This window comes from Segeticoccus sp., from assembly GCF_035708005.1.
Window position 1 is genome coordinate 17,323 of the sequence record NZ_DASSTI010000039.1, and the last position, 18,690, is coordinate 36,012.

The window sequence follows — 18,690 nt, forward strand, 5'->3', positions numbered from 1 at the left end:
GGCGTGCGTCTGGGGGTCGACGTGGGCAGCGTCCGCGTGGGCCTCGCCGCCAGTGACCCCGCGGGAGTGCTCGCCACGCCGGTGGCCACCCTCGCGCACGACGCGGAGGGTGGTGCCGACGCGGGCCGGGTCGTGGACGAGGCGGCGCAGCGGCACGCGCTGGAGGTCGTGGTCGGGCTGCCCCGGTCGCTCTCCGGTGCGGAGGGGCCCGCGGCCGAGCGCGCCCGTCGCTACGCCCGATCCCTCGACACGCTGCTCGCCGCGCGCGACTGGGACGGGGAGCGTCCCCGGGTGCGGCTGGTCGACGAGCGGCTCACCACGGTGGACGCGCACCGGCAGCTGCGCGAGAGCGGGGTGGCCGGGCGCGAGCAGCGTGCCCACGTGGACCAGGCGGCCGCGGTGTTGATCCTGCAGGCCGCACTTGACGCGGAGCGCACATCGGGGAACCCTGCGGGAGAGCTCGTGGGGGGTCGCAAGCCGCGGGGCCGCCGGTCGGGCCGGCCGCCGCGGCAGACCGTGACGGAGGACCGCCAGTGAAACCGACCGATCCCCACCTGGAGCACGCCCTCTTCGGTGACGAGCGGGATCCCGGAGGTGGCCGCCAGGGGGAGCCGGTCGGTGGGCACGCCGCCGACGCCGCTGGGCCCGACCACTACGGGCCCGAGGCCTACGGGCCCGAGGCCTACGGGTCCGACGACTACCAGCTCGCCGAAGAGGAGCCCGCGGACTTCCCCGGCGACGACGGCGACGGTGGGCGCCACGACGGTGAGTCCCCGCGCCGCCGGCGGCGGGGCCGTCGCTGGATCGCATTGCTGGTCACCCTCGTCGTGGTCGTGGCCGCGGCCGGCTTCGCGGTCGTGAACCTTGCGCCCCCGGTGCGCCAGGCGATCGCCAAGCTGACCGAGAGCAACGACTACACCGGCACCGGCCACGGCAGCGTCACCGTCGTGGTGCACCCGGGCGACAGCGGTGCCCAGATCGCACAGACCCTGGTCGACGAGGGCGTGGTCAAGACCACGAAGGCGTTCACCGATGCCGCCGCGGAGAACCCGAGCGCGGCCGGCATCCAGCCGGGCACCTACCGGCTGCGCAAGAAGATGAGCGCCACCTCGGCCATCTCGATGCTGCTCGACCCGGCCAACCGCGAGGTCCACCGGGTGACGATCCCCGAGGGACTGCGCGCCGGTGAGATCTTCGCCGCCCTGGCGAAGGGCAGCGGCGGCAAGTACACCGCGCAGGACTACCAGCGGGCGGCCAAGCACACCAAGGCCATCGGCCTGCCGCCCCAGGCGCACGGCAAGGTGGAAGGTTTCCTCTTCCCGGCCACCTACGACTTCCAGCCGAAGGAGAACCCGACCCAGCAGCTGTCCACCATGGTCAACAAGGCCGTCTCGGTGCTCAACGAGGCCGGGGTCCCCACCAAGGACCAACTTCGCGTCCTCACCATCGCCAGCCTCGTCGAGGCCGAGGCGCGCCGCCCGCAGGACCGACCCAAGGTGGCCCGGGTGATCGCCAACCGGCTCAAGGCGGGCATGCCGCTGCAGATGGACTCCACCATCCACTACCTCAGCGGCACCCGCGGCAAGGCGGGCACGACCAACGCCCAGCGCAACACGAAGAGCCCCTACAACACCTACCTCAACAAGGGGCTCCCGCCGGGCCCGATCGACAGCCCCGGCGCCAAGTCGATCCAGGCCGCGGTCCACCCGGCCCCGGGCGCCTGGCTGTACTTCGTCACCGTCAACCCCGAGACCGGCGCCACGAAGTTCGCCACGACATTGGCCCAGCACAACCACAACGTCAAGCAGTTCCAAGCCTGGTGCGGGGCGCACCGCAACAAGTGCTGAACCCGGCCGAGCCCGGCGCGCAGCGGCGGGCCGCGGTTCTCGGGTCGCCGATCGCCCACTCCCTGTCCCCGGCGCTGCACCGGGCGGCCTACGCCCACCTCGGCCTGACCGGGTGGGCCTACGAGCGGCACGAGCTGGTGGCCGACCAGTTGCCTGGCTTCCTCGCCGGGCTGGACGCCTCCTGGGCGGGCCTGTCGTTGACCATGCCGCTGAAGGAGGCGGCCCTCGAGGTCGCCGCCGCGGCGTCACCCCTGGCCCGCGAGCTGGGCAACGCCAACACCCTCCTGCCCGGCGAGGACGGCTGGCACGCGGACAACACCGACGTGGAGGGCCTGCGCCGCGCCCTCGCCGGGGCAGGGCCGCCGCTGGACCGCCACGCCGTCGTGGTCGGGTCCGGTGCCACCGCGCGCTCGGCGGTCGCCGCGCTCGATGCGCTGGGGGTGCGTGCGGTCACCTTCGTGCTGCGCGGCCGGCTGCGCGAACCCACGGCCGCCCAGTGCCGTGCGCGTGGCCTGGCCGTGCAGGTCGTGCCGTATGCCGAGGCCGCACCGGTCCTCGCCGGTGCGGCCCTCGTGGTGAGCACGGTGCCCGCCGGCGCCGCGGACCCGCTCGCGGTGGCGCTCGCGACACGGCCGGTGGAGGACCGCGGAGCCGCGCCGGCCGTGGTGTTGGATGTCGTCTACGCCGGCTGGCCGACGCCGCTGGCACGGGTCTTCGGGGAGCGAGGAGCGCAGGTGGTGTCCGGACTGGAGATGCTGGTGCACCAGGCCGTGGCGCAGGTGCGGCTCATGACCGGACGGCAGGTGCCCGCGGAGGTGCTGCGGCAGGCCGGACTGGCCGCCCTGTCCTCGGTATGACGGCCCTCGCGGTCGCGCTCGGCCTCGCCGGCGCGGTGGTCGGCCTGGCGGTCGGTGCCGCGCTGCGGCGCTGGGACTACCGCCTCGACGACGAGCGGAACCTGCCCGTGCGCCGACCGCTGCCGTGGCTCGTCCCGGCGATGGCGCTCGTCTGGGGGCTGCTGGGCTGGCGCGTCGGCGACCATGCCGGTGGTCTGGGGCAGCCCGGCCTGCTCCCGGCCTACCTGTTCTTCGCCACCCTCTCCGGGGCGCTCGTCGCGATCGACCTGGACGTGCACCGGCTGCCCGACGTGCTGCAGCTGCCGGCGATGCCGGTCCTGGTGGTGCTCCTCGCGATCGCGTCGCTGACCAGCGGGGACTGGTGGGCGCTGGCCCGTGCGGTCATCGCCTGGGCGGTGCTGCTGGTCGGCTACTTCGTGCTCGTGCTCGTGTCCCCGGGCGCGCAGGGGCTCGGGTTGGGCGACGTCAAGCTGGCCGGCGTCCTCGGGCTGGTCCTCGGCTGGTTGGGCTGGCTGCCGCTGCTGATCGGCATCTACGCCGGGTTCCTCATCGGGGGGCTGGTCGCCCTGGTCCTGGTGCTCGGCCGCCGGGTCGGGTGGCGCTCCTCGGTCGCCTACGGGCCGCCGATGATCGCCGGTGCGTTCGTGGGGATCCTGCTGCCTGCCCACGTGGTGACCGGGCTGATCCTGCGCTGAGCGTGCGTGGCAGGATCGCGACCATGCTGCGTTGGTTGACCGCCGGGGAGTCGCACGGTCCCGCCCTCGTTGCGGTGCTGGAGGGCCTGCCCTCGGGCGTGCAGGTGACGACGGCCGACGTGGCGGCAGCACTCGCGCGCCGGCGGCTGGGCTACGGCCGCGGCGCGCGGATGAAGTTCGAGCAGGACGAGGTCGAGTTCCTCGGCGGCCTGCGGCACGGCCGGACCCTCGGGTCCCCGGTGGCGGTGCGCATCGACAACACCGAGTGGCCCAAGTGGCAGACGGTGATGAGCCCCGACCCGGTCGCGTCGGATGCGCTGGCCGCCTCCAGCGACGTGGGGGCGCCCAAGGAGCTGGCCCGCAACAAGCCGCTGACCCGGCCGCGGCCGGGCCACGCCGACCTCGTGGGCATGCAGAAGTACGGCTTCAGCGAGGCGCGGCCCGTGCTCGAGCGGGCCTCGGCGCGCGAGACCGCGGCCCGGGTGGCCCTGGGCACGGTGGCCGCGGCCTTCCTGCGCCAGGCCTACGGGATCGAGCTCGTCTCACACACCGTCGCCATCGGCACGGTCGCCGTGGGCGACGAGGCGCCGCGACCGGAGCCGGGAGACCTCGGCCGGCTGGACGCCGACCCGGTGCGCGCCTTCGACGCCGATGCCTCCGCGGCCATGGTCGCCGAGGTGGACGCCGCACACCGGGACGCCGACACCCTCGGCGGGGTGGTCGAGGTGCTCGCCCACGGGGTGCCGCCGGGCCTCGGCTCACACGTGCACTGGGACCGCCGGCTCGACGGCCGCCTCGCCGGCGCGCTGATGAGCATCCAGGCGATCAAGGGGGTGGAGGTCGGCGACGGCTTCCGCACGGCGGCGCGCCGCGGCTCGGCGGCCCACGACGAGATGCAGCGCACCGAGGACGGCCGGATCCGGCGTCGCACCGGTCGCGCCGGGGGGACCGAGGGGGGCATGTCCACCGGCGACGTGCTGCGGGTGCGGGCAGCGATGAAGCCGATCAGCACCGTCCCGCGGGCCCTGGACACCGTTGACGTGGCCGACGTCTCGGCGGCCGCGCAGGCGATCCACCAGCGCTCCGACGTGTGCGCCGTGCCGGCCGCCGGGGTCGTCGCCGAGGCGATGGTCGCGCTCGTGCTCGCCCAGTGCTGCCTGGAGAAGTTCGGCGGCGACAGCCTCGAGGAGACGGCACGCAACCACACGGCATACCTCGCGGCCGTGCCGGAGGGGATGCGGACGTGGTGAGCGGCGTGGGACCGACGACGCACGGGGTGAGTGGCGCCGGGAGCCGGCCACAGGTGGTCCTCATCGGCCCACCGGGCTCGGGCAAGACCTCCACCGGGCAGGCGCTGGCCGAACTCCTCGGCGCGCCCTTCCACGACACGGACCACGCCGTCGAGCTGGCCGAGGGCAAACCCATCTCGGACATCTTCATCGAGGACGGCGAGCCCGCCTTCCGCCGGCTGGAGCGGGCGGCGGTCCTGTCCGCGCTCGACTCGGTCGAGGGGGTGCTCGCGCTCGGCGCGGGCGCGGCCATGGACGACGAGGTGCAGCAGGCCCTGGCCGGACACGCCGTGGTCTTCCTCGACGTCGGGATCGCCGACGCCGCCAAGCGGGTGGGCTTCGACCGGTCCCGGCCGCTGCTGCTCATCAACCCCCGCCAGCAGTGGGTCAAGCTCATGGAGCAGCGGCGGCCGACCTACGAGCGGTTGGCCTCGACCCGTGTCGACACGGCCGGACACAGCGCCCAGGAGGTGGCCGAGGAGATCGCCGGCTGGCTCCATGGCAGGCAGGGCAGGGAGGAACGACCGTGAGCAGCCCGGAGGGATCCGTGGGAGCGGAGCAGACCACCACCCGCATCGGGGTCGGCAGCTACGACGCCGTCGTCGGCCGCGGCCTGCTCGGCGAGATCGCGCCGCTGCTCGGACAGGGCGTCGAACGGGTCATGGTCATCCACCCCAAGGCGCTCGCGGCGACGGGCGAGGCGGTCCGGGAGGACCTGGCCGCCCAGGGGTTCCAGGCGTTCGCCGCTGAGGTGCCCGACGCCGAGGAGGCCAAGTCGGCCGAGGTGGCAACGTTCTGCTGGCAGGTGCTGGGCCAGGCGGGGTTCACCCGCTCCGACGCGATCGTCGGCGTGGGTGGGGGAGCGACCACCGACCTGGCCGGCTTCGTGGCCGCGACGTGGCTGCGCGGCGTGAAGGTGGTGCACGTGCCCACCACCCTGCTGGGCATGGTCGACGCCGCCGTCGGCGGCAAGACCGGCATCAACACCGCCGAGGGCAAGAACCTCGTCGGGTCCTTCCACGAACCGGCCGGGGTGCTGTGCGACCTCGACAGCCTCGCCACGCTGCCGCGGCACGACCTCGTCGCGGGGCTGGCCGAGGTGGTCAAGTGCGGCTTCATCGCCGACCCGGTGATCCTCGAGCTCATCGAGGCCGACCCGGCCGGCGCGACCGACCCGCAGGGGGCCCTGCTGCGCGAGCTCGTCGAACGGGCCATCCGCGTCAAGGCCGACGTGGTCACGCAGGACCTGCGGGAGTCGTCCCTGCGGGAGGTGCTCAACTATGGGCACACGTTCGGGCACGCCGTCGAGCTGACCGAGCGGTTCTCCTGGCGGCACGGTGCCGCCGTGGCGGTCGGGATGGTCTATGTCGCCGAGCTGGCACGGCTGGCCGGGCGGCTGTCGGACGAGGTCGTCGACCGGCACCGCCGGGTGCTCGCCTCGCTCGGGCTGCCCACCAGCTACCGCGGGGACCGCTGGCCCCGGCTGTACGACGCGATGAAGCGGGACAAGAAGACCCGCGGGTCGCTGCTGCGGTTCGTCGTGCTCGAGGACGTGGGCCGCCCGACCCGGCTCGAGGGGCCCGACCCGGCGCTGCTGCAGGCCGCCTATGGCGAGGTCAGCGCCGAGCCTGCGGGCGGCGGGACCGTCTCCCTCGGCTGATCGGGACACCTCGGCGCACGTGCTGACGTGCGGGCGGGGTCAGCCGGCGGCAGAGTCCGGGCTCGGCCGGGTGATGTCGGTGTAGACCGGGAACCCGTCGGCGCCGAAGACCACTCCCGCGACGTCGGGGCCGTAGCCGCCCGTGGCACGGGGGTACCACAGCGGGATCGTCGGTAGGTCCTGCACCAGGACCTCCTCGGCGGTGCGGAGCGCCTCGATCCGCGACCCCCCGTCCGGTGCCCGGCGCGCCGTGGCGACCGCCGCGTCGAAGCGCGCACTGTGGTAGCCGGTGTGGTCGGCGCCACCGTCCACGGTGAAGCGCGGGAGCAGGAAGTTCTCCAGGCCCGGGTAGTCCATGCGCCACCCGGCGACGAACGGCGTGCGCAGGTCCCCGCCGTTGACGGCCTTGCGGTAGGCGGCCGCGTCCCGGTAGGGGCGTCCCTCGCAGCGCACGCGGAGCACCTCGTGCAGGTCGGCGCAGATGGCCTGCACCCATGGGCCCTGGCCGCCGTCGGCGGCGTAGGCGATCTGCAGCCTGCCGCCCAGTCCGCCGGCGGCGCGCCACAGCCTGCGCGCCGGGTCCGGGCGGAGCTCGCAGGTCTGCCCGCACAGGGTGTCCGACCACCCCGGCACCACGGGCGCCGAGAAGTCCGTGGCCGGCGTGGCGGTCCCGTGCAGGGTCTCGGCGGTGATCGCGCGGCGGTCGATCGCCATCGAGATCGCCCGGCGCAGCTGGGCGCCGTGCGGGCCGTTCCACGGCGGCCGGTCGAGCGGGAAGGACAGCGACTCCAGTGATCCCGCCGGCTGGTTGATCGCGCGGTCGCCGAGGTCCTTCGCGAAGCTGCCCAGCCGGTCGGACGGTATGCCGTCCAGCACGTCCAGCGCCCCGTCGCGAAGATCTTGGTAGGCCTGGGAAGGTTTGTCGTAGAACGTGATTCGCAGCCCACTGTTGCGGGCCGCGTCGCGACCCTTGAACGAGCTGTTGGCCTGCAGGACCACCCCGTCGGAGGACTGACGCTCGGGGCTGAGCTGGTAGGGGCCGTTGCCCACCGGGTGCCGGCCGAAGGCCGGCTTGTCCTTGAACGCCGCGGTCGGCAGCGGGGAGAAGGCGAGTGCCCCGAGCCGGCGGGGGAAGGAGGGATCGGGCTCCCGGAGCCTGACCGTGAAGCTCAGGTCGCCGGTGACCTCGAGGCCCGACATGGTCTTGGCGCGCGGGGCGGCGCCGGCCCGCGCGGGGTGCACGTCGGCATACCCCTGGATCGGGGCGAAGAAGGTGGCGTTCGCCTGGTGGTTCACCACGAGCGCCGTGTAGTTCCAGGCGTCCACGAAGGAGGAGGCGGTGACCGGTTCACCGTTGGTGAACTTCCACCCGCTCTTCAGCCGGATCCGCCACGTGCGGTTGTCGGTGCTGGTGATCGAGCGGGCGACCTCGTTGACGACCTTGCCGTGCGCGTCGTAGCGCACGAGGCCCCGGAAGAGCAGCTGCAGCAGCTGCACACTGCCCGGGTCCTGTGCCTCACCGGGGTAGAGCGGCTGCCGCGGGCGCAGGCCGTTGACGCGGATCGGGGCGCCACCGGCGGACATCGAGCTGGTGGAGGAGGTGGGTGCAGGAGTCGCGCCGTGACAGGAGACGAGACCGACGGCGAGCGCAGCGGCGCCGGCCATGACGGTCAGGCGCCGGGCACGCTCGGTGCCTGGCATCGGCTTCCTCCTGGGGGCGCACCGCTGGGCGCCGTCAGGACACGCCGAGTCGGCGCGCCCGAACCCGGCGCAGGCAAGCGGAGTGGAATGGGGACCGCTGGAAGCCTAACGAGCGGTCGGGCGGTCAGCCGGCCGCGAACGGGGCCCGTTACGGCATGGCTGCGAAGGCGTTACGGATCCGTGTCCTGTGCCCCGGAATCGTCCCAGGATGTGGGCTACTCGGCCTCCACGGCGTCGTTGAACGTGACGACTTCCTGGCCCTCGTGGAGCACCTTGATGCGGACACTGCCGTCGTCGTGCTGCTGGACGACGGCGCGGATGCTTCCCTCCTCCTTCGGAAGGGTGGCCCGCAGCACGCAGTCCGCGTCGGTGGCGACCCGGTCCACGACGGTCCCCCCGACCGCGAGCTGCCAGGTGCGGGGCAGCCCGCTGGCCAGCTCCACCGTGACCGACATGCCCTGGATGACGACGTCGTGCCTCTTGCTGCTGAGCGTCATGCCTGCAGGGTAGAGGCCCGTCCCCGGCGGGGCACCTGCGCGCGTGCGACGTTTTTCGTCGGTCGGGGGCCCGCCGCTAGAATGGCGCGGATTCCCGAACACTTCCGGACGGCCCCGACGCGCGGGTGAGCCTGCGTGCGCGTGCTGCTGGACGGCATACGAGAGAGACGAAGCGCGTGGCGACGACGAACGACCTGAAGAACGGCCTGGTCCTCAACCTCGACAACCAGCTCTGGTCGGTGGTGGAGTTCCAGCACGTGAAGCCGGGCAAGGGGCCGGCGTTCGTCCGCACGAAGCTGAAGTCGATCAACACCGGCAAGACGGTCGACAAGACCTTCAACGCGGGCACCAAGGTCGAGACGGCGAACGTGGACCGCCGCGACATGCAGTACCTCTACAAGGACGGCGCCGACTTCGTCTTCATGGACACCAAGACCTACGAGCAGCTGCCGGTACCGGCCGACGTCGTGGGCGCGGCGGCGGACTACCTGCTGGAGAACCAGGAGGCGCTCGTCGCGACGCACGACGGCAACCCGCTCTACGTCGAGCTGCCCGCCTCGGTCGTGCTCGAGGTGACCTACACCGAGCCGGGCCTGCAGGGCGACCGGTCCAGCGGCGGCACCAAGCCGGCGACCCTCGAGACCGGTGCGCAGATCAACGTCCCGCTGTTCCTGGAGCAGGGCACCAAGGTCAAGGTGGACACCCGCGACGGCTCCTACCTGGGTCGCGTCAACTAGTGGCCGCTCGCTCCAAGGCGCGCCGCCGCGCGCTGGACCTGCTCTTCGAGGCCGAGCAGCGGGGCCTGAACGCCGAGACCCTCCTGCAGGAGCGGCTCGCCGCGCCGGTGACGCAGGTTCCGCTGCACGACTACACCGCCACGCTCGTGCGCGGTGTCGTGCAGCGCTGGGTGTCGATCAACGAGCTGCTGTCGACCTACAGCCAGGGGTGGCCGCTGGAGCGGATGCCCTCGGTCGACCGGGCCATCCTGCGGATCGGCACGTGGGAGGTCGTCTACGCCGAGGACGTGCCGGACGCGGTCGCCATCTCCGAGGCGGTGGCGCTGGCGCGGGCGCTGTCGACCGACGAGTCGCCCGGTTTCGTCAACGGGCTGCTGGCGCGTCTGTCGGAGATCAAGCCGACGCTGGTCTGACGACGACGGCGTGAGGAAACGAGCGCAGCGAGGCCCGGAGCGCCGAGGAGTCGGGCCCGAAGGACTCGTCTGGCGACTCCCGCGGTTCACGGCGTCGGTCGGCCCGGGGGAGGGGTCGGTGGCACGTAGGGGTGGCGCTCCAGGCTGCGCCGGTGGAAGAACGCGCTGAACGATCCTGCCATGGCCGTGACGATGGTGATCGCGTAGAGCTCCAGGAGGATGTCGACCACGCGACCCGCTGCGGTCAGGGGGTTCGGCAGCTGCGAGGAGACGGTCAGGAGCTGGCCGGTCGTCCAGAACACGGCGTCACCGTAGGTGTGGATCTCGGTGCCGGGCGCATGGCGCTCGCTGAACAGCACGGCGACACTGGCCAGGAGATCCACCAGCAGGGTCAGGAAGAACATGGCGACCAGCCGCTCGCGCAGGTGCCGGTGGGTCGGCGTGAGCGCGCCGAGCACGGCATACATCTCGTGGGCCACCCGGCGGAACGCAGCGAGGATCAGCATGGCCCCAGTCTGGACGTGCGGCGCGCCCTGTCGGCAACGGCGGCTCGTGGCGCTGCCGAAGCGGCTCTGGGCCGTCGCAGTTCACGGACCGAGCCCCTGTCACGAGCAGGTCACGACGCGAGGTAGGATCGCCTGCGACCGACGTCCTTTAACGACCCGTCCCGTGAGGCGGGGAAGGAGGTCCCGACGCTGTGACGCGTCCCGACTCAACTGCTGCCCCCGTGGCCGAGCCCACGGCAGGGCCCCCAGACCATCCCGATCGTGACGGTCGCGTCGTGCTGGGCGAGGGCGACATCTCCCGCGCCCTCCGGCGCATGGCCCACGAACTGCTCGAGCGCAACAAGGGCGCCGACGACCTGGTCCTGCTGGGCATCCCGACCCGCGGCGTCCCGCTCGCGCGCCGCCTCGCCGACACCATCGAGCGGGTCGAGGGGGTCCGGGTCCCGGTGGGCTCGCTCGACGTGACGATGTACCGCGACGACCTGCGCTCGCAGCCGACCCGGCCGATGGAGCACACGGACATCCCGGACACCGGCGTGGACGGACGCATCGTGGTCCTCGTCGACGACGTGCTCTACTCCGGGCGCACCGTCCGCTCCGCCCTGGACGCCCTGTCCGACCTGGGCCGGCCCCGCGCCGTCCGGCTCGCCGTCCTCGTCGACCGGGGCCACCGCGAGCTGCCCGTCCGGGCCGACCACGTCGGCAAGAACCTGCCGACCTCCCACAGCGAGCGCGTCCGCGTGTGCCTCGCCGAGCACGACGGCCTCGACGAGGTCCGGATCAGCGGAGGTGAGCGCTGATGAAGCACCTGCTGTCCATGAAGGACCTCGACCGCGATCAGGTCCTGCAGCTCCTCGACACGGCGACCGCCATGCACGACGTGCAGCACCGCGAGGTCAAGAAGCTGCCGACGCTGCGTGGCCGCACGGTGGTCAACCTCTTCTTCGAGGACTCGACCCGCACCCGCTCCTCCTTCGAGCTCGCCGGCAAGTGGCTCTCCGCCGACGTCATCAACGTGTCGGCCAAGGGCTCCTCGGTGAGCAAGGGCGAGTCGCTGCGCGACACGGCGATGACGGTTGCCGCCATGGGTGTGGACGCCCTGGTCATCCGCCACCACGCCAGCGGTGCCCCCGCACAGGTGGCCGGCTGGGTCGGCGCCAGCGTGATCAACGCGGGCGACGGGACGCACGAGCACCCCACCCAGGCGCTGCTGGACGCCTACACGATGCGCCGCCGGCTCGGCGACCTGGAGGGCAAGCACGTGGCGATCGTCGGCGACCTCACCCACTCACGCGTGCTGCGCAGCAACCTCATCTGCCTGTCCACGCTGGGCGCCCGGGTGACGCTCGTCGCCCCGCCCACCCTGATGCCGGCGGGCATCAGCACCTGGGCCAAGCAGGACGGCTTCGCCACGTCGCACGACTTCGACGAGGTGCTGCCCACGCTCGATGCGGTGATGATGCTGCGGGTCCAGAAGGAGCGGATGAGTGGCGGCTACTTCCCGACGCCGCGCGAGTACACCGTCGGCTACGGGCTCACCCGCGACCGGCTCGCTGCCCTGCCCGAGCATGCGGTGATCGCGCACCCGGGGCCGATGAACCGGGGCCTGGAGATCACCGCGGATGCCGCGGACGCGGCCCGCTCGATGATCCTCGACCAGGTCTCCGCCGGGGTGGCAGTGCGGATGTCCGTGCTGTACCACACGCTGGCGAGCGGAGAAGGGAGTGTCCGGTGACACGGGTGAGTGCGACCGAAGCGGCAGGTATGACGGTGCTCATCAAGGGGGCGAACCTCGCCGGTGCGGGTCGGTCCGATCTGCTGCTGCGCGACGGGGTCATCGCCGAGACCGGTTCACTGTCCACGCCGCGGGCCCGGGCGGGGGAGCAGGTCGAGGTCATCGACGCCGACGGCCTGGTCGCCCTACCCGGCCTCGTCGACCTGCACACCCACCTGCGCGAGCCCGGCCGCGAGGACGCCGAGACCGTGCTCACCGGCTCGCAGGCCGCCGCGGTCGGTGGTTTCACCGCGATCTTGGCCATGGCGAACACGACCCCGGTGACCGACACCGCCGAGGCCGCCGAGCACGTGCTGGCCCTCGGGCGACGCGCCGGCCTGGTCGACGTGCAGCCGGTCGGAGCGGTGACCAAGGAGCTGGGTGGGGCCGAACTCGCCGAGCTCGGGCTCATGGCCCGCTCGGCGGCGCGGGTCCGGGTCTTCTCCGACGACGGACGTTGCGTGCACGACGCGCAGATCATGCGCCGTGCCCTCGAGTACGTCCGGGCCTTCGGCGGCGTGATCTCCCAGCATGCCCAGGAGCCGCGCTTGGCGGACGGCCGGGCCTGCTGCCACGAGGGTGAGCTCTCCGGCCGGCTCGGACTGCCCGGCTGGCCCGGTGTCGCCGAGGAGGTCGTGGTCGCTCGGGACGTCATGCTGGCCCGGCACACGAGCTCGCGCGTGCACATCGCGCACGTCTCGACCGCCGGCTCGGTGGAGGTGATCCGCTGGGCCAAGGCGCAGGGCATCGACGTCACCGCCGAGGTGACCCCACACCACCTGCTGCTCACGACCGACCTGCTCACCGGCTACGACCCGGTCTACAAGGTGAATCCGCCGCTGCGACCCGCCGAGGACGTGGAGGTGCTCCGCGCGGCGCTGGCCGACGGCACCATCGACGCGGTGGCCACCGACCACGCGCCGCACGCCCGCCACGACAAGGAGCACGCCTTCGCGGAGGCCGCCTTCGGCATGGTCGGCCTCGAGACGGCGCTGTCGGTGGTCAGCGACGTGATGGTCCGCTCCGGGCGCATGGACTGGCGCGACGTCGCCCGGGTCATGTCGCAGGCGCCGGCCCGCATCGCAGGCCTGGGCGAGCACGGCCGCCCACTCGCCCCCGGCGAGCCGGCCACCCTCACCCTGGTCGATCCGGAGCGGCCCGTGACCGTGGACGCCAACGCGTCGATGTCGTTGTCCCGCAACAATCCTTGGCACGGTCGCAGCTTCACCGGCGCAGTCGACACCACGATCCTGCGGGGCACCCCGACCGTCCGCAAGGGAGCGCTCCTCTGATGCGGTGGGTCGCCGTGGGCATCCTCGTGCTGCTCGTGATCGTGATCTACACCGTGCTCGCCCGTGCCTACCTGCGGCGTGGTCGCCGCCACCCCTCCGCGGCCGTGGCGATGGGGCGCGGCGACGTCACCGGAGCCGGACAGTACGGCGGCCCCGGCACCGACGCCTGGGTCGCGTCGCGCGGCACCTACGTGAGCACCACGACCGCCGACTCCCGCTATGACCGCGTCACCGTGGGCGGCTTCCACGGTCTCGGCGTGCGCGCCGCCGCCGTGATGAGCGTCGGCCCCGACGGCGTCGTGTGGCGCCGACAGGGCGCCGACGACATCCGCCTCGGCCCGGACCGGATCGAGCAGGTGCGTCGTGACCGTGGCATGGCCGGCAAGTTCCTCGCCGGCCCCGCGTCCGACCGGCTGGTCGTCATCACCTGGCACGGGGACGACGGGCAGCGCTACGACTCCGGATTCCTGCCCCGACACCGCCCCGACGCCGACGACCTCGTCGCCGCCGTCACCCGCCTGACCGGCCCCGCCGGTTCCCCCACCACCCCCACCCAAGGAGCATCGTGAGCACGCTGGTCCGGCGCGACCCGGCCGTCCTGGTCCTCGAGGACGGCCGCACCTTCCACGGTCAGGCCTACGGAGCGGTCGGTGAGACCGTTGGCGAGGCGGTCTTCTCCACCGGCATGAGCGGCTACCAGGAGACCCTGACCGACCCGAGCTACCACCGGCAGGTCGTCGTGATGACGGCGCCCCATGTCGGCAACACCGGCGTCAACGACGACGACGACGAGTCCCGCAAGATCTGGGTCGCCGGCTACGTCGTCCGCGACCCGGCGCTCCGCCCCTCCAACTGGCGCGCCAAGCGCAGCCTCGAGGAGGAGCTGCGCGACCAGCAGGTCGTCGGGATCTGCGGCATCGACACCCGCGCCCTCACCCGGCACCTGCGTGAGCGCGGAGCGATGCGGGTCGGCATCTTCTCCGGCCAGGCCGCCGCCGAGGACGAGGAGGCGCTGCAGCAGCGCGTCCTCGACGCCCCGCAGATGAGCGGCGCCGCCCTGGCCGCGGAGGTCACCACCACCGAGCCGTATGTCGTCCCGGCCGTGGGCGAGCACCGCTTCACCGTGGCAGCCCTCGACCTGGGCATCAAGGGGATGACTCCAACCCTGTTGGCACAGCGTGGGATCGAAGTGCACGTGCTGCCCTCGACCGCCACCGTCGAGCAGGTCCGGGCGGTCCCCTCCGCGAATGGTGGCGACGGCCCGGACGGGGTGTTCTTCTCCAACGGTCCCGGCGACCCGGCCAGCGCCGACCACGAGGTCGACCTGCTGCGCGCCGTGCTCGACGCGCGCATCCCGTTCTTCGGGATCTGCTTCGGCAACCAGCTGCTCGGCCGGGCACTCGGCTTCGACACCTACAAGCTCAAGTACGGCCACCGCGGCATCAACCAGCCGGTGATGGACAAGACCACCGGCAAGGTCGAGGTCACCGCCCACAACCACGGGTTCGCGATCAAGTGGCCGACCGACCACGACCAGGTCGTCGCGGCTCCCGCAGACGAGGCGAGCGGCCCCACGGCAGGCGAGCACCCGGCATACGGACGGGTGCGCGTGTCGCACGTGTGCCTCAACGACGGCGTCGTGGAAGGGCTGGAATGCCTTGACCTGCCTGCCTACTCGGTGCAGTACCACCCGGAGGCCGCGGCCGGTCCGCACGACGCCGCGTACTTGTTCGACCGTTTCACCCAGCTGATGTCGCAGGCACCCGGTGCGACCCTGAAGATGGAGGCCACCCGCTGATGCCCCGCCGCACTGACATCGACAGCGTCCTCGTCATCGGCTCCGGGCCGATCGTCATCGGGCAGGCTTGCGAGTTCGACTACTCCGGGACGCAGGCGTGCCGGGTGCTGCGCGAGGAGGGCCTGCGGGTCATCCTCGTGAACTCGAACCCGGCCACGATCATGACCGACCCCGAGTTCGCCGACGCGACCTACGTCGAGCCGATCACCCCCGAGGTGGTCGAGGCGATCATCGCCAAGGAGCGGCCCGACGCGGTGCTCGCCACCCTCGGGGGGCAGACGGCGCTCAACACCGCGATCGCGCTGCACCAGGCCGGGGTGCTGGAGAAGTACGACTGCCCGCTGATCGGCGCCAGCGTCGAGGCGATCCAGCTCGGTGAGGACCGGGAACGGTTCAAGGGCGTGGTCGACCGGGTCGGCGCGGAGTCGGCGAAGTCGGTCATCTGCCACACCATGGACGAGTGCCTCGCGGCGGCCGAGCAGCTCAGCTACCCGGTGGTGGTGCGGCCCTCGTTCACGATGGGTGGCCTCGGCTCCGGCTTCGCCTTCGACGAGGACGACCTGCGGCTCATGGCGGGCGCCGGCCTGCACGACAGCCCCACCACCGAGGTGCTCCTGGAGGAGTCGATCCTCGGCTGGAAGGAGTACGAGCTGGAGATCATGCGCGACCGCGCGGACAACGTCGTGGTCGTGTGCTCCATCGAGAACCTCGACCCGATGGGCGTGCACACCGGCGACTCGATCACCGTCGCGCCCGCGCTCACGCTCACCGACCGCGAGTACCAGAACATGCGGGACGTCGCGATCGCGGTGATCCGCGAGGTCGGCGTCGACACCGGCGGCTGCAACATCCAGTTCGCCGTGCACCCCGGCACCGGCCGGATGATCGTCATCGAGATGAACCCGCGGGTGTCGCGGTCGTCGGCCCTCGCGTCCAAGGCCACCGGCTTCCCCATCGCCAAGATCGCGGCGAAGCTGGCGATCGGGTACACCCTCGACGAGATCCCGAACGACATCACCCGGGAGACGCCCGCGTCGTTCGAGCCCACGCTCGACTACGTCGTGGTGAAGGTGCCCCGGTTCGCGTTCGAGAAGTTCCCCGGCGCCGACGGCACGCTCACCACGCACATGAAGTCCGTGGGCGAGGCCATGGCCATCGGCCGCTGCTTCACCGAGGCGCTGCAGAAGGCGCTGCGGTCGCTGGAGCAGAAGGGCTCGTCGTTCAGCTGGGCCGGCGACGCCGACGCCGCCGAGCTGCTCGAATCGGCCAAGCGCCCGCACGACGGGCGCCTCAGGGACGTCCAGCGCGCGCTCTGGGCCGGGGCGAGCATCACCGACGTGTACCAGGCGACCGGCATCGACCCCTGGTTCCTGGACCAGATCGCGGCCGTCAACGAGGTCGCCGAGGAGATCCGCACCGCCGACGACGCGCTCACCAGGGACAAGCTGCTGCGCGCCAAGCGGCACGGGTTCTCCGACGCGCAGATCGGCGAGCTGCGCGGCCTGTCGGAGGAGGTCGTCCGCGAGCTGCGGCACGCGCTCGGCATCCGCCCCGTCTACCTGACGGTCGACACGTGCGCCGCCGAGTTCGAGGCGCAGACGCCGTACCTGTACTCGGCCTACGACGAGGAGACCGAGGTCCCGCCGGGCACCAAGCCCAAGGTCCTCATCCTGGGCAGCGGGCCCAACCGCATCGGCCAGGGCGTCGAGTTCGACTACTCCTGCGTCCACGCGTCCTTCACGCTGGCCGAGGCCGGCTACGAGACCGTGATGGTCAACTGCAACCCCGAGACGGTCTCCACCGACTACGACACCTCCGACCGGCTGTACTTCGAGCCCCTCACGCTGGAGGACGTCCTGGAGGTCGTCTACGCCGAGCAGCAGTCCGGTGAGGTCGCGGGCGTCATCGTCCAGCTCGGCGGCCAGACGCCCCTGGGCCTGGCCCAGAAGCTGAAGAACGCCGGAGTGCCGATCGTGGGCACCTCCCCGGAGAGCATCCACCTCGCCGAGGAGCGCGGCGCGTTCGGACGGGTCCTGCACAGGGCGGGGCTGCTCGCGCCCAAGCACGGCACCGCCACCTCCTACGAGGAGGCGCGCGAGATCGCCGCCGAGATCGGCTACCCGGTCCTCGTGCGCCCGTCCTACGTGCTCGGCGGGCGCGGCATGGAGATCGTGTACGACGACGCCACGCTGGAGTCGTACATGGCCCGCGCCACCGAGGCGAGCCCCGAGCACCCCGTCCTGGTCGACCGCTTCCTGGACGAGGCCATCGAGATCGACGTGGACGCCCTGTTCGACGGCGAGGAGCTCTACCTCGGCGGCGTGATGGAGCACATCGAGGAGGCCGGGATCCACTCGGGCGACTCGGCGTGCGCGCTGCCGCCCATCACGCTGGGGCACGAGGACATCCGCCGCATCCGGGAGTCGACGGAGGCGCTCGCGCGCGGCGTCGGCGTCCGCGGGCTCATGAACGTCCAGTACGCGCTCTCCGCGGGCGTCCTGTACGTGCTGGAGGCCAACCCCCGCGCGTCCCGGACCGTCCCGTTCGTCTCCAAGGCGACGGCCGTGCCGCTCGCCAAGGCGGCGGCGCGCGTCATGATGGGCGCCACCATCGCCGAGCTGCGCGCCGAGGGCATGCTGCCGGAGAGCGGCGACGGCGGGACCCTGCCGCTGGACGCGCCGATCGCGGTGAAGGAGGCCGTCCTCCCGTTCGACCGGTTCCGCAACGCCAGCGGGCAGGGCGTCGACACCGTGCTCGGCCCCGAGATGCGCTCGACCGGCGAGGTCATGGGCATCGACGAGGTGTTCGGCACCGCGTTCGCCAAGTCGCAGCAGGCCGCCTACGGATCGCTGCCGACCAAGGGCCGCGCGTTCGTGTCCGTGGCCAACCGCGACAAACGGCACATGGTGTTCCCGGTGAAGCGGCTCGCTGACCTGGGCTTTGAGATTCTTGCCACGGAGGGGACCGCGGAGGTCCTGCGCCGCAACGGCGTGCGTGCCAAGATCGTGCGCAAGCACAGCGACGGCCCCGGCCCGGCCGGCGAGCCCACGATCGTGCGGCGCGTCCTGGACGGCGAGGTCGACCTCATCGTCAACACGCCCTTCGGCAGCCCCGGCCAGTCCGGGCCGCGGCTCGACGGCTACGAGATCCGCACCGCGGCCGTGCTGAGGGGCGTACCGTGCGTGACGACCGTGCAGGGCCTCGCGGCGGCCGTGCAGGGCATCGAGGCCGTCGCCGGCGGCCTGGTCGGCGTCCGCTCCCTCCAGGAGCACGCCGCGCGGATCGGCGGCGCCCGCGGCCGCGCGGCGCGGCGCCCGGACGGCGGTGCGGGCTCCGACGGCGCCGCGGGCTCTGACGGCGGTGCGGGTTCGGGCGGCGGCGTGCCGCCCGCGTGACGACGCGCCGGGCGGGCCGGGCGGCGGCAGCCTCCGCCCGGCCCGCCCGGCGCACGACGAGAAGAGGGAGACGGGTGTCCGACACGCCGGTGCAGACGTCGGCGACGGTGCTGACGGTCCGCCAGGTGCAGGACTACCACGCGATGACGCTGGTGGCCCCGGCCATCGCCGAGCGGTTCCGGCCCGGCCAGTTCGTGGCGCTCGCCGTCGGCGGCGAGCACACGTCCCG

General features: G+C 72.7%; 18 protein-coding genes. 15 read left to right on the top strand and 3 right to left on the bottom strand.

Going from position 1 to position 18,690, the window contains the following annotated elements:
• Positions 1-3: 3 nt before the first annotated feature.
• The 7 genes from ruvX to aroB are packed head-to-tail and all read left to right on the top strand — an operon-like array spanning position 4 to position 6,348.
• Complete coding sequence (gene ruvX, locus VFL99_RS04445; protein WP_325105126.1) at positions 4-537, top strand: Holliday junction resolvase RuvX; 534 nt, start codon at positions 4-6, stop codon at positions 535-537.
• The gene (mltG, locus tag VFL99_RS04450; protein ID WP_325105127.1) at positions 534-1,847 is read left to right on the top strand and encodes an endolytic transglycosylase MltG; all 1,314 of its coding nucleotides are present in this window, start codon (positions 534-536) and stop codon (positions 1,845-1,847) included. The genes ruvX and mltG overlap by 4 nt, the downstream gene beginning before the upstream one ends.
• On the top strand, positions 1,820-2,704 hold the full coding sequence (locus tag VFL99_RS04455) for a shikimate dehydrogenase (protein ID WP_325105128.1): 885 nt from the start codon (positions 1,820-1,822) through the stop codon (positions 2,702-2,704). Before mltG ends, VFL99_RS04455 begins: the two co-directional genes overlap by 28 nt.
• A complete protein-coding gene (locus tag VFL99_RS04460; RefSeq protein WP_325105129.1) occupies positions 2,701-3,399 on the top strand; it encodes an A24 family peptidase in 699 nt (232 codons plus the stop codon). The genes VFL99_RS04455 and VFL99_RS04460 overlap by 4 nt, the downstream gene beginning before the upstream one ends.
• Positions 3,400-3,422: 23 nt before the next feature.
• Entirely contained in the window at positions 3,423-4,649 is a 1,227-nt protein-coding gene (gene aroC / locus VFL99_RS04465) for a chorismate synthase (RefSeq protein ID WP_325105130.1), read from the top strand.
• Between the two features lie 5 nt (positions 4,650-4,654).
• Positions 4,655-5,218: a shikimate kinase gene (locus VFL99_RS04470; RefSeq protein WP_325105131.1), complete on the top strand. Its 564-nt coding sequence runs from the start codon at positions 4,655-4,657 to the stop codon at positions 5,216-5,218.
• Between the two features lie 17 nt (positions 5,219-5,235).
• Complete coding sequence (aroB, locus tag VFL99_RS04475; protein ID WP_325105142.1) at positions 5,236-6,348, top strand: 3-dehydroquinate synthase; 1,113 nt, start codon at positions 5,236-5,238, stop codon at positions 6,346-6,348.
• Between the two features lie 39 nt (positions 6,349-6,387).
• Here aroB and VFL99_RS04480 read toward each other — a convergent pair whose 3' ends face one another.
• Both VFL99_RS04480 and VFL99_RS04485 read right to left on the bottom strand, forming a co-directional pair.
• Complete coding sequence (locus tag VFL99_RS04480; RefSeq protein WP_325105132.1) at positions 6,388-8,049, bottom strand: peptide ABC transporter substrate-binding protein; 1,662 nt, start codon at positions 8,047-8,049, stop codon at positions 6,388-6,390.
• A 215-nt stretch (positions 8,050-8,264) separates the two neighbouring features.
• On the bottom strand, positions 8,265-8,546 hold the full coding sequence (locus VFL99_RS04485) for a hypothetical protein (protein ID WP_325105133.1): 282 nt from the start codon (positions 8,544-8,546) through the stop codon (positions 8,265-8,267).
• A 176-nt stretch (positions 8,547-8,722) separates the two neighbouring features.
• Between VFL99_RS04485 and efp the strand changes: the two genes are divergently transcribed.
• Both efp and nusB read left to right on the top strand, forming a co-directional pair.
• Positions 8,723-9,283: an elongation factor P gene (gene efp, locus VFL99_RS04490; protein ID WP_325105134.1), complete on the top strand. Its 561-nt coding sequence runs from the start codon at positions 8,723-8,725 to the stop codon at positions 9,281-9,283.
• Complete coding sequence (nusB, locus tag VFL99_RS04495) at positions 9,283-9,696, top strand: transcription antitermination factor NusB (protein ID WP_325105135.1); 414 nt, start codon at positions 9,283-9,285, stop codon at positions 9,694-9,696. The genes efp and nusB overlap by 1 nt, the downstream gene beginning before the upstream one ends.
• Before the next feature lie 86 nt (positions 9,697-9,782).
• On the opposite strand, the gene VFL99_RS04500 is transcribed toward nusB, so the two are convergent.
• Positions 9,783-10,202: a hypothetical protein gene (locus VFL99_RS04500; RefSeq protein WP_325105136.1), complete on the bottom strand. Its 420-nt coding sequence runs from the start codon at positions 10,200-10,202 to the stop codon at positions 9,783-9,785.
• A gap of 221 nt (positions 10,203-10,423) precedes the next feature.
• Here VFL99_RS04500 and pyrR point away from each other — a divergent pair, with 221 nt between their 5' ends.
• The 6 genes from pyrR to carB are packed head-to-tail and all read left to right on the top strand — an operon-like array spanning position 10,424 to position 18,461.
• Positions 10,424-11,002, top strand: coding sequence for a bifunctional pyr operon transcriptional regulator/uracil phosphoribosyltransferase PyrR (gene pyrR, locus VFL99_RS04505; RefSeq protein ID WP_325105143.1), 579 nt, complete (start codon positions 10,424-10,426; stop codon positions 11,000-11,002).
• Complete coding sequence (locus VFL99_RS04510; protein WP_325105137.1) at positions 11,002-11,937, top strand: aspartate carbamoyltransferase catalytic subunit; 936 nt, start codon at positions 11,002-11,004, stop codon at positions 11,935-11,937. Before pyrR ends, VFL99_RS04510 begins: the two co-directional genes overlap by 1 nt.
• A gap of 29 nt (positions 11,938-11,966) precedes the next feature.
• The gene (locus VFL99_RS04515) at positions 11,967-13,268 is read left to right on the top strand and encodes a dihydroorotase (RefSeq protein ID WP_325105144.1); all 1,302 of its coding nucleotides are present in this window, start codon (positions 11,967-11,969) and stop codon (positions 13,266-13,268) included.
• Positions 13,268-13,837 (top strand): PH-like domain-containing protein, encoded by a 570-nt coding sequence (locus VFL99_RS04520; RefSeq protein ID WP_325105138.1) that lies wholly within the window; start codon positions 13,268-13,270, stop codon positions 13,835-13,837. Before VFL99_RS04515 ends, VFL99_RS04520 begins: the two co-directional genes overlap by 1 nt.
• Positions 13,834-15,066: a glutamine-hydrolyzing carbamoyl-phosphate synthase small subunit gene (carA, locus tag VFL99_RS04525; RefSeq protein WP_325105139.1), complete on the top strand. Its 1,233-nt coding sequence runs from the start codon at positions 13,834-13,836 to the stop codon at positions 15,064-15,066. The genes VFL99_RS04520 and carA overlap by 4 nt, the downstream gene beginning before the upstream one ends.
• On the top strand, positions 15,066-18,461 hold the full coding sequence (carB, locus tag VFL99_RS04530; RefSeq protein WP_325105140.1) for a carbamoyl-phosphate synthase large subunit: 3,396 nt from the start codon (positions 15,066-15,068) through the stop codon (positions 18,459-18,461). The genes carA and carB overlap by 1 nt, the downstream gene beginning before the upstream one ends.
• Positions 18,462-18,690: the final 229 nt, after the last annotated feature.

Coding starts and splice junctions, on each gene's coding strand:
- VFL99_RS04480 (WP_325105132.1), bottom strand. CDS start 8,049: ATGCCAGGCACCGAGCGTGCCCGGCGCCTGACCGTCATGGCCGGCGCC.
- VFL99_RS04510 (WP_325105137.1), top strand. CDS start 11,002: ATGAAGCACCTGCTGTCCATGAAGGACCTCGACCGCGATCAGGTCCTG.
- aroC (WP_325105130.1), top strand. CDS start 3,423: ATGCTGCGTTGGTTGACCGCCGGGGAGTCGCACGGTCCCGCCCTCGTT.
- VFL99_RS04520 (WP_325105138.1), top strand. CDS start 13,268: ATGCGGTGGGTCGCCGTGGGCATCCTCGTGCTGCTCGTGATCGTGATC.
- VFL99_RS04485 (WP_325105133.1), bottom strand. CDS start 8,546: ATGACGCTCAGCAGCAAGAGGCACGACGTCGTCATCCAGGGCATGTCG.
- VFL99_RS04460 (WP_325105129.1), top strand. CDS start 2,701: ATGACGGCCCTCGCGGTCGCGCTCGGCCTCGCCGGCGCGGTGGTCGGC.
- carB (WP_325105140.1), top strand. CDS start 15,066: ATGCCCCGCCGCACTGACATCGACAGCGTCCTCGTCATCGGCTCCGGG.
- VFL99_RS04500 (WP_325105136.1), bottom strand. CDS start 10,202: ATGCTGATCCTCGCTGCGTTCCGCCGGGTGGCCCACGAGATGTATGCC.
- VFL99_RS04515 (WP_325105144.1), top strand. CDS start 11,967: ATGACGGTGCTCATCAAGGGGGCGAACCTCGCCGGTGCGGGTCGGTCC.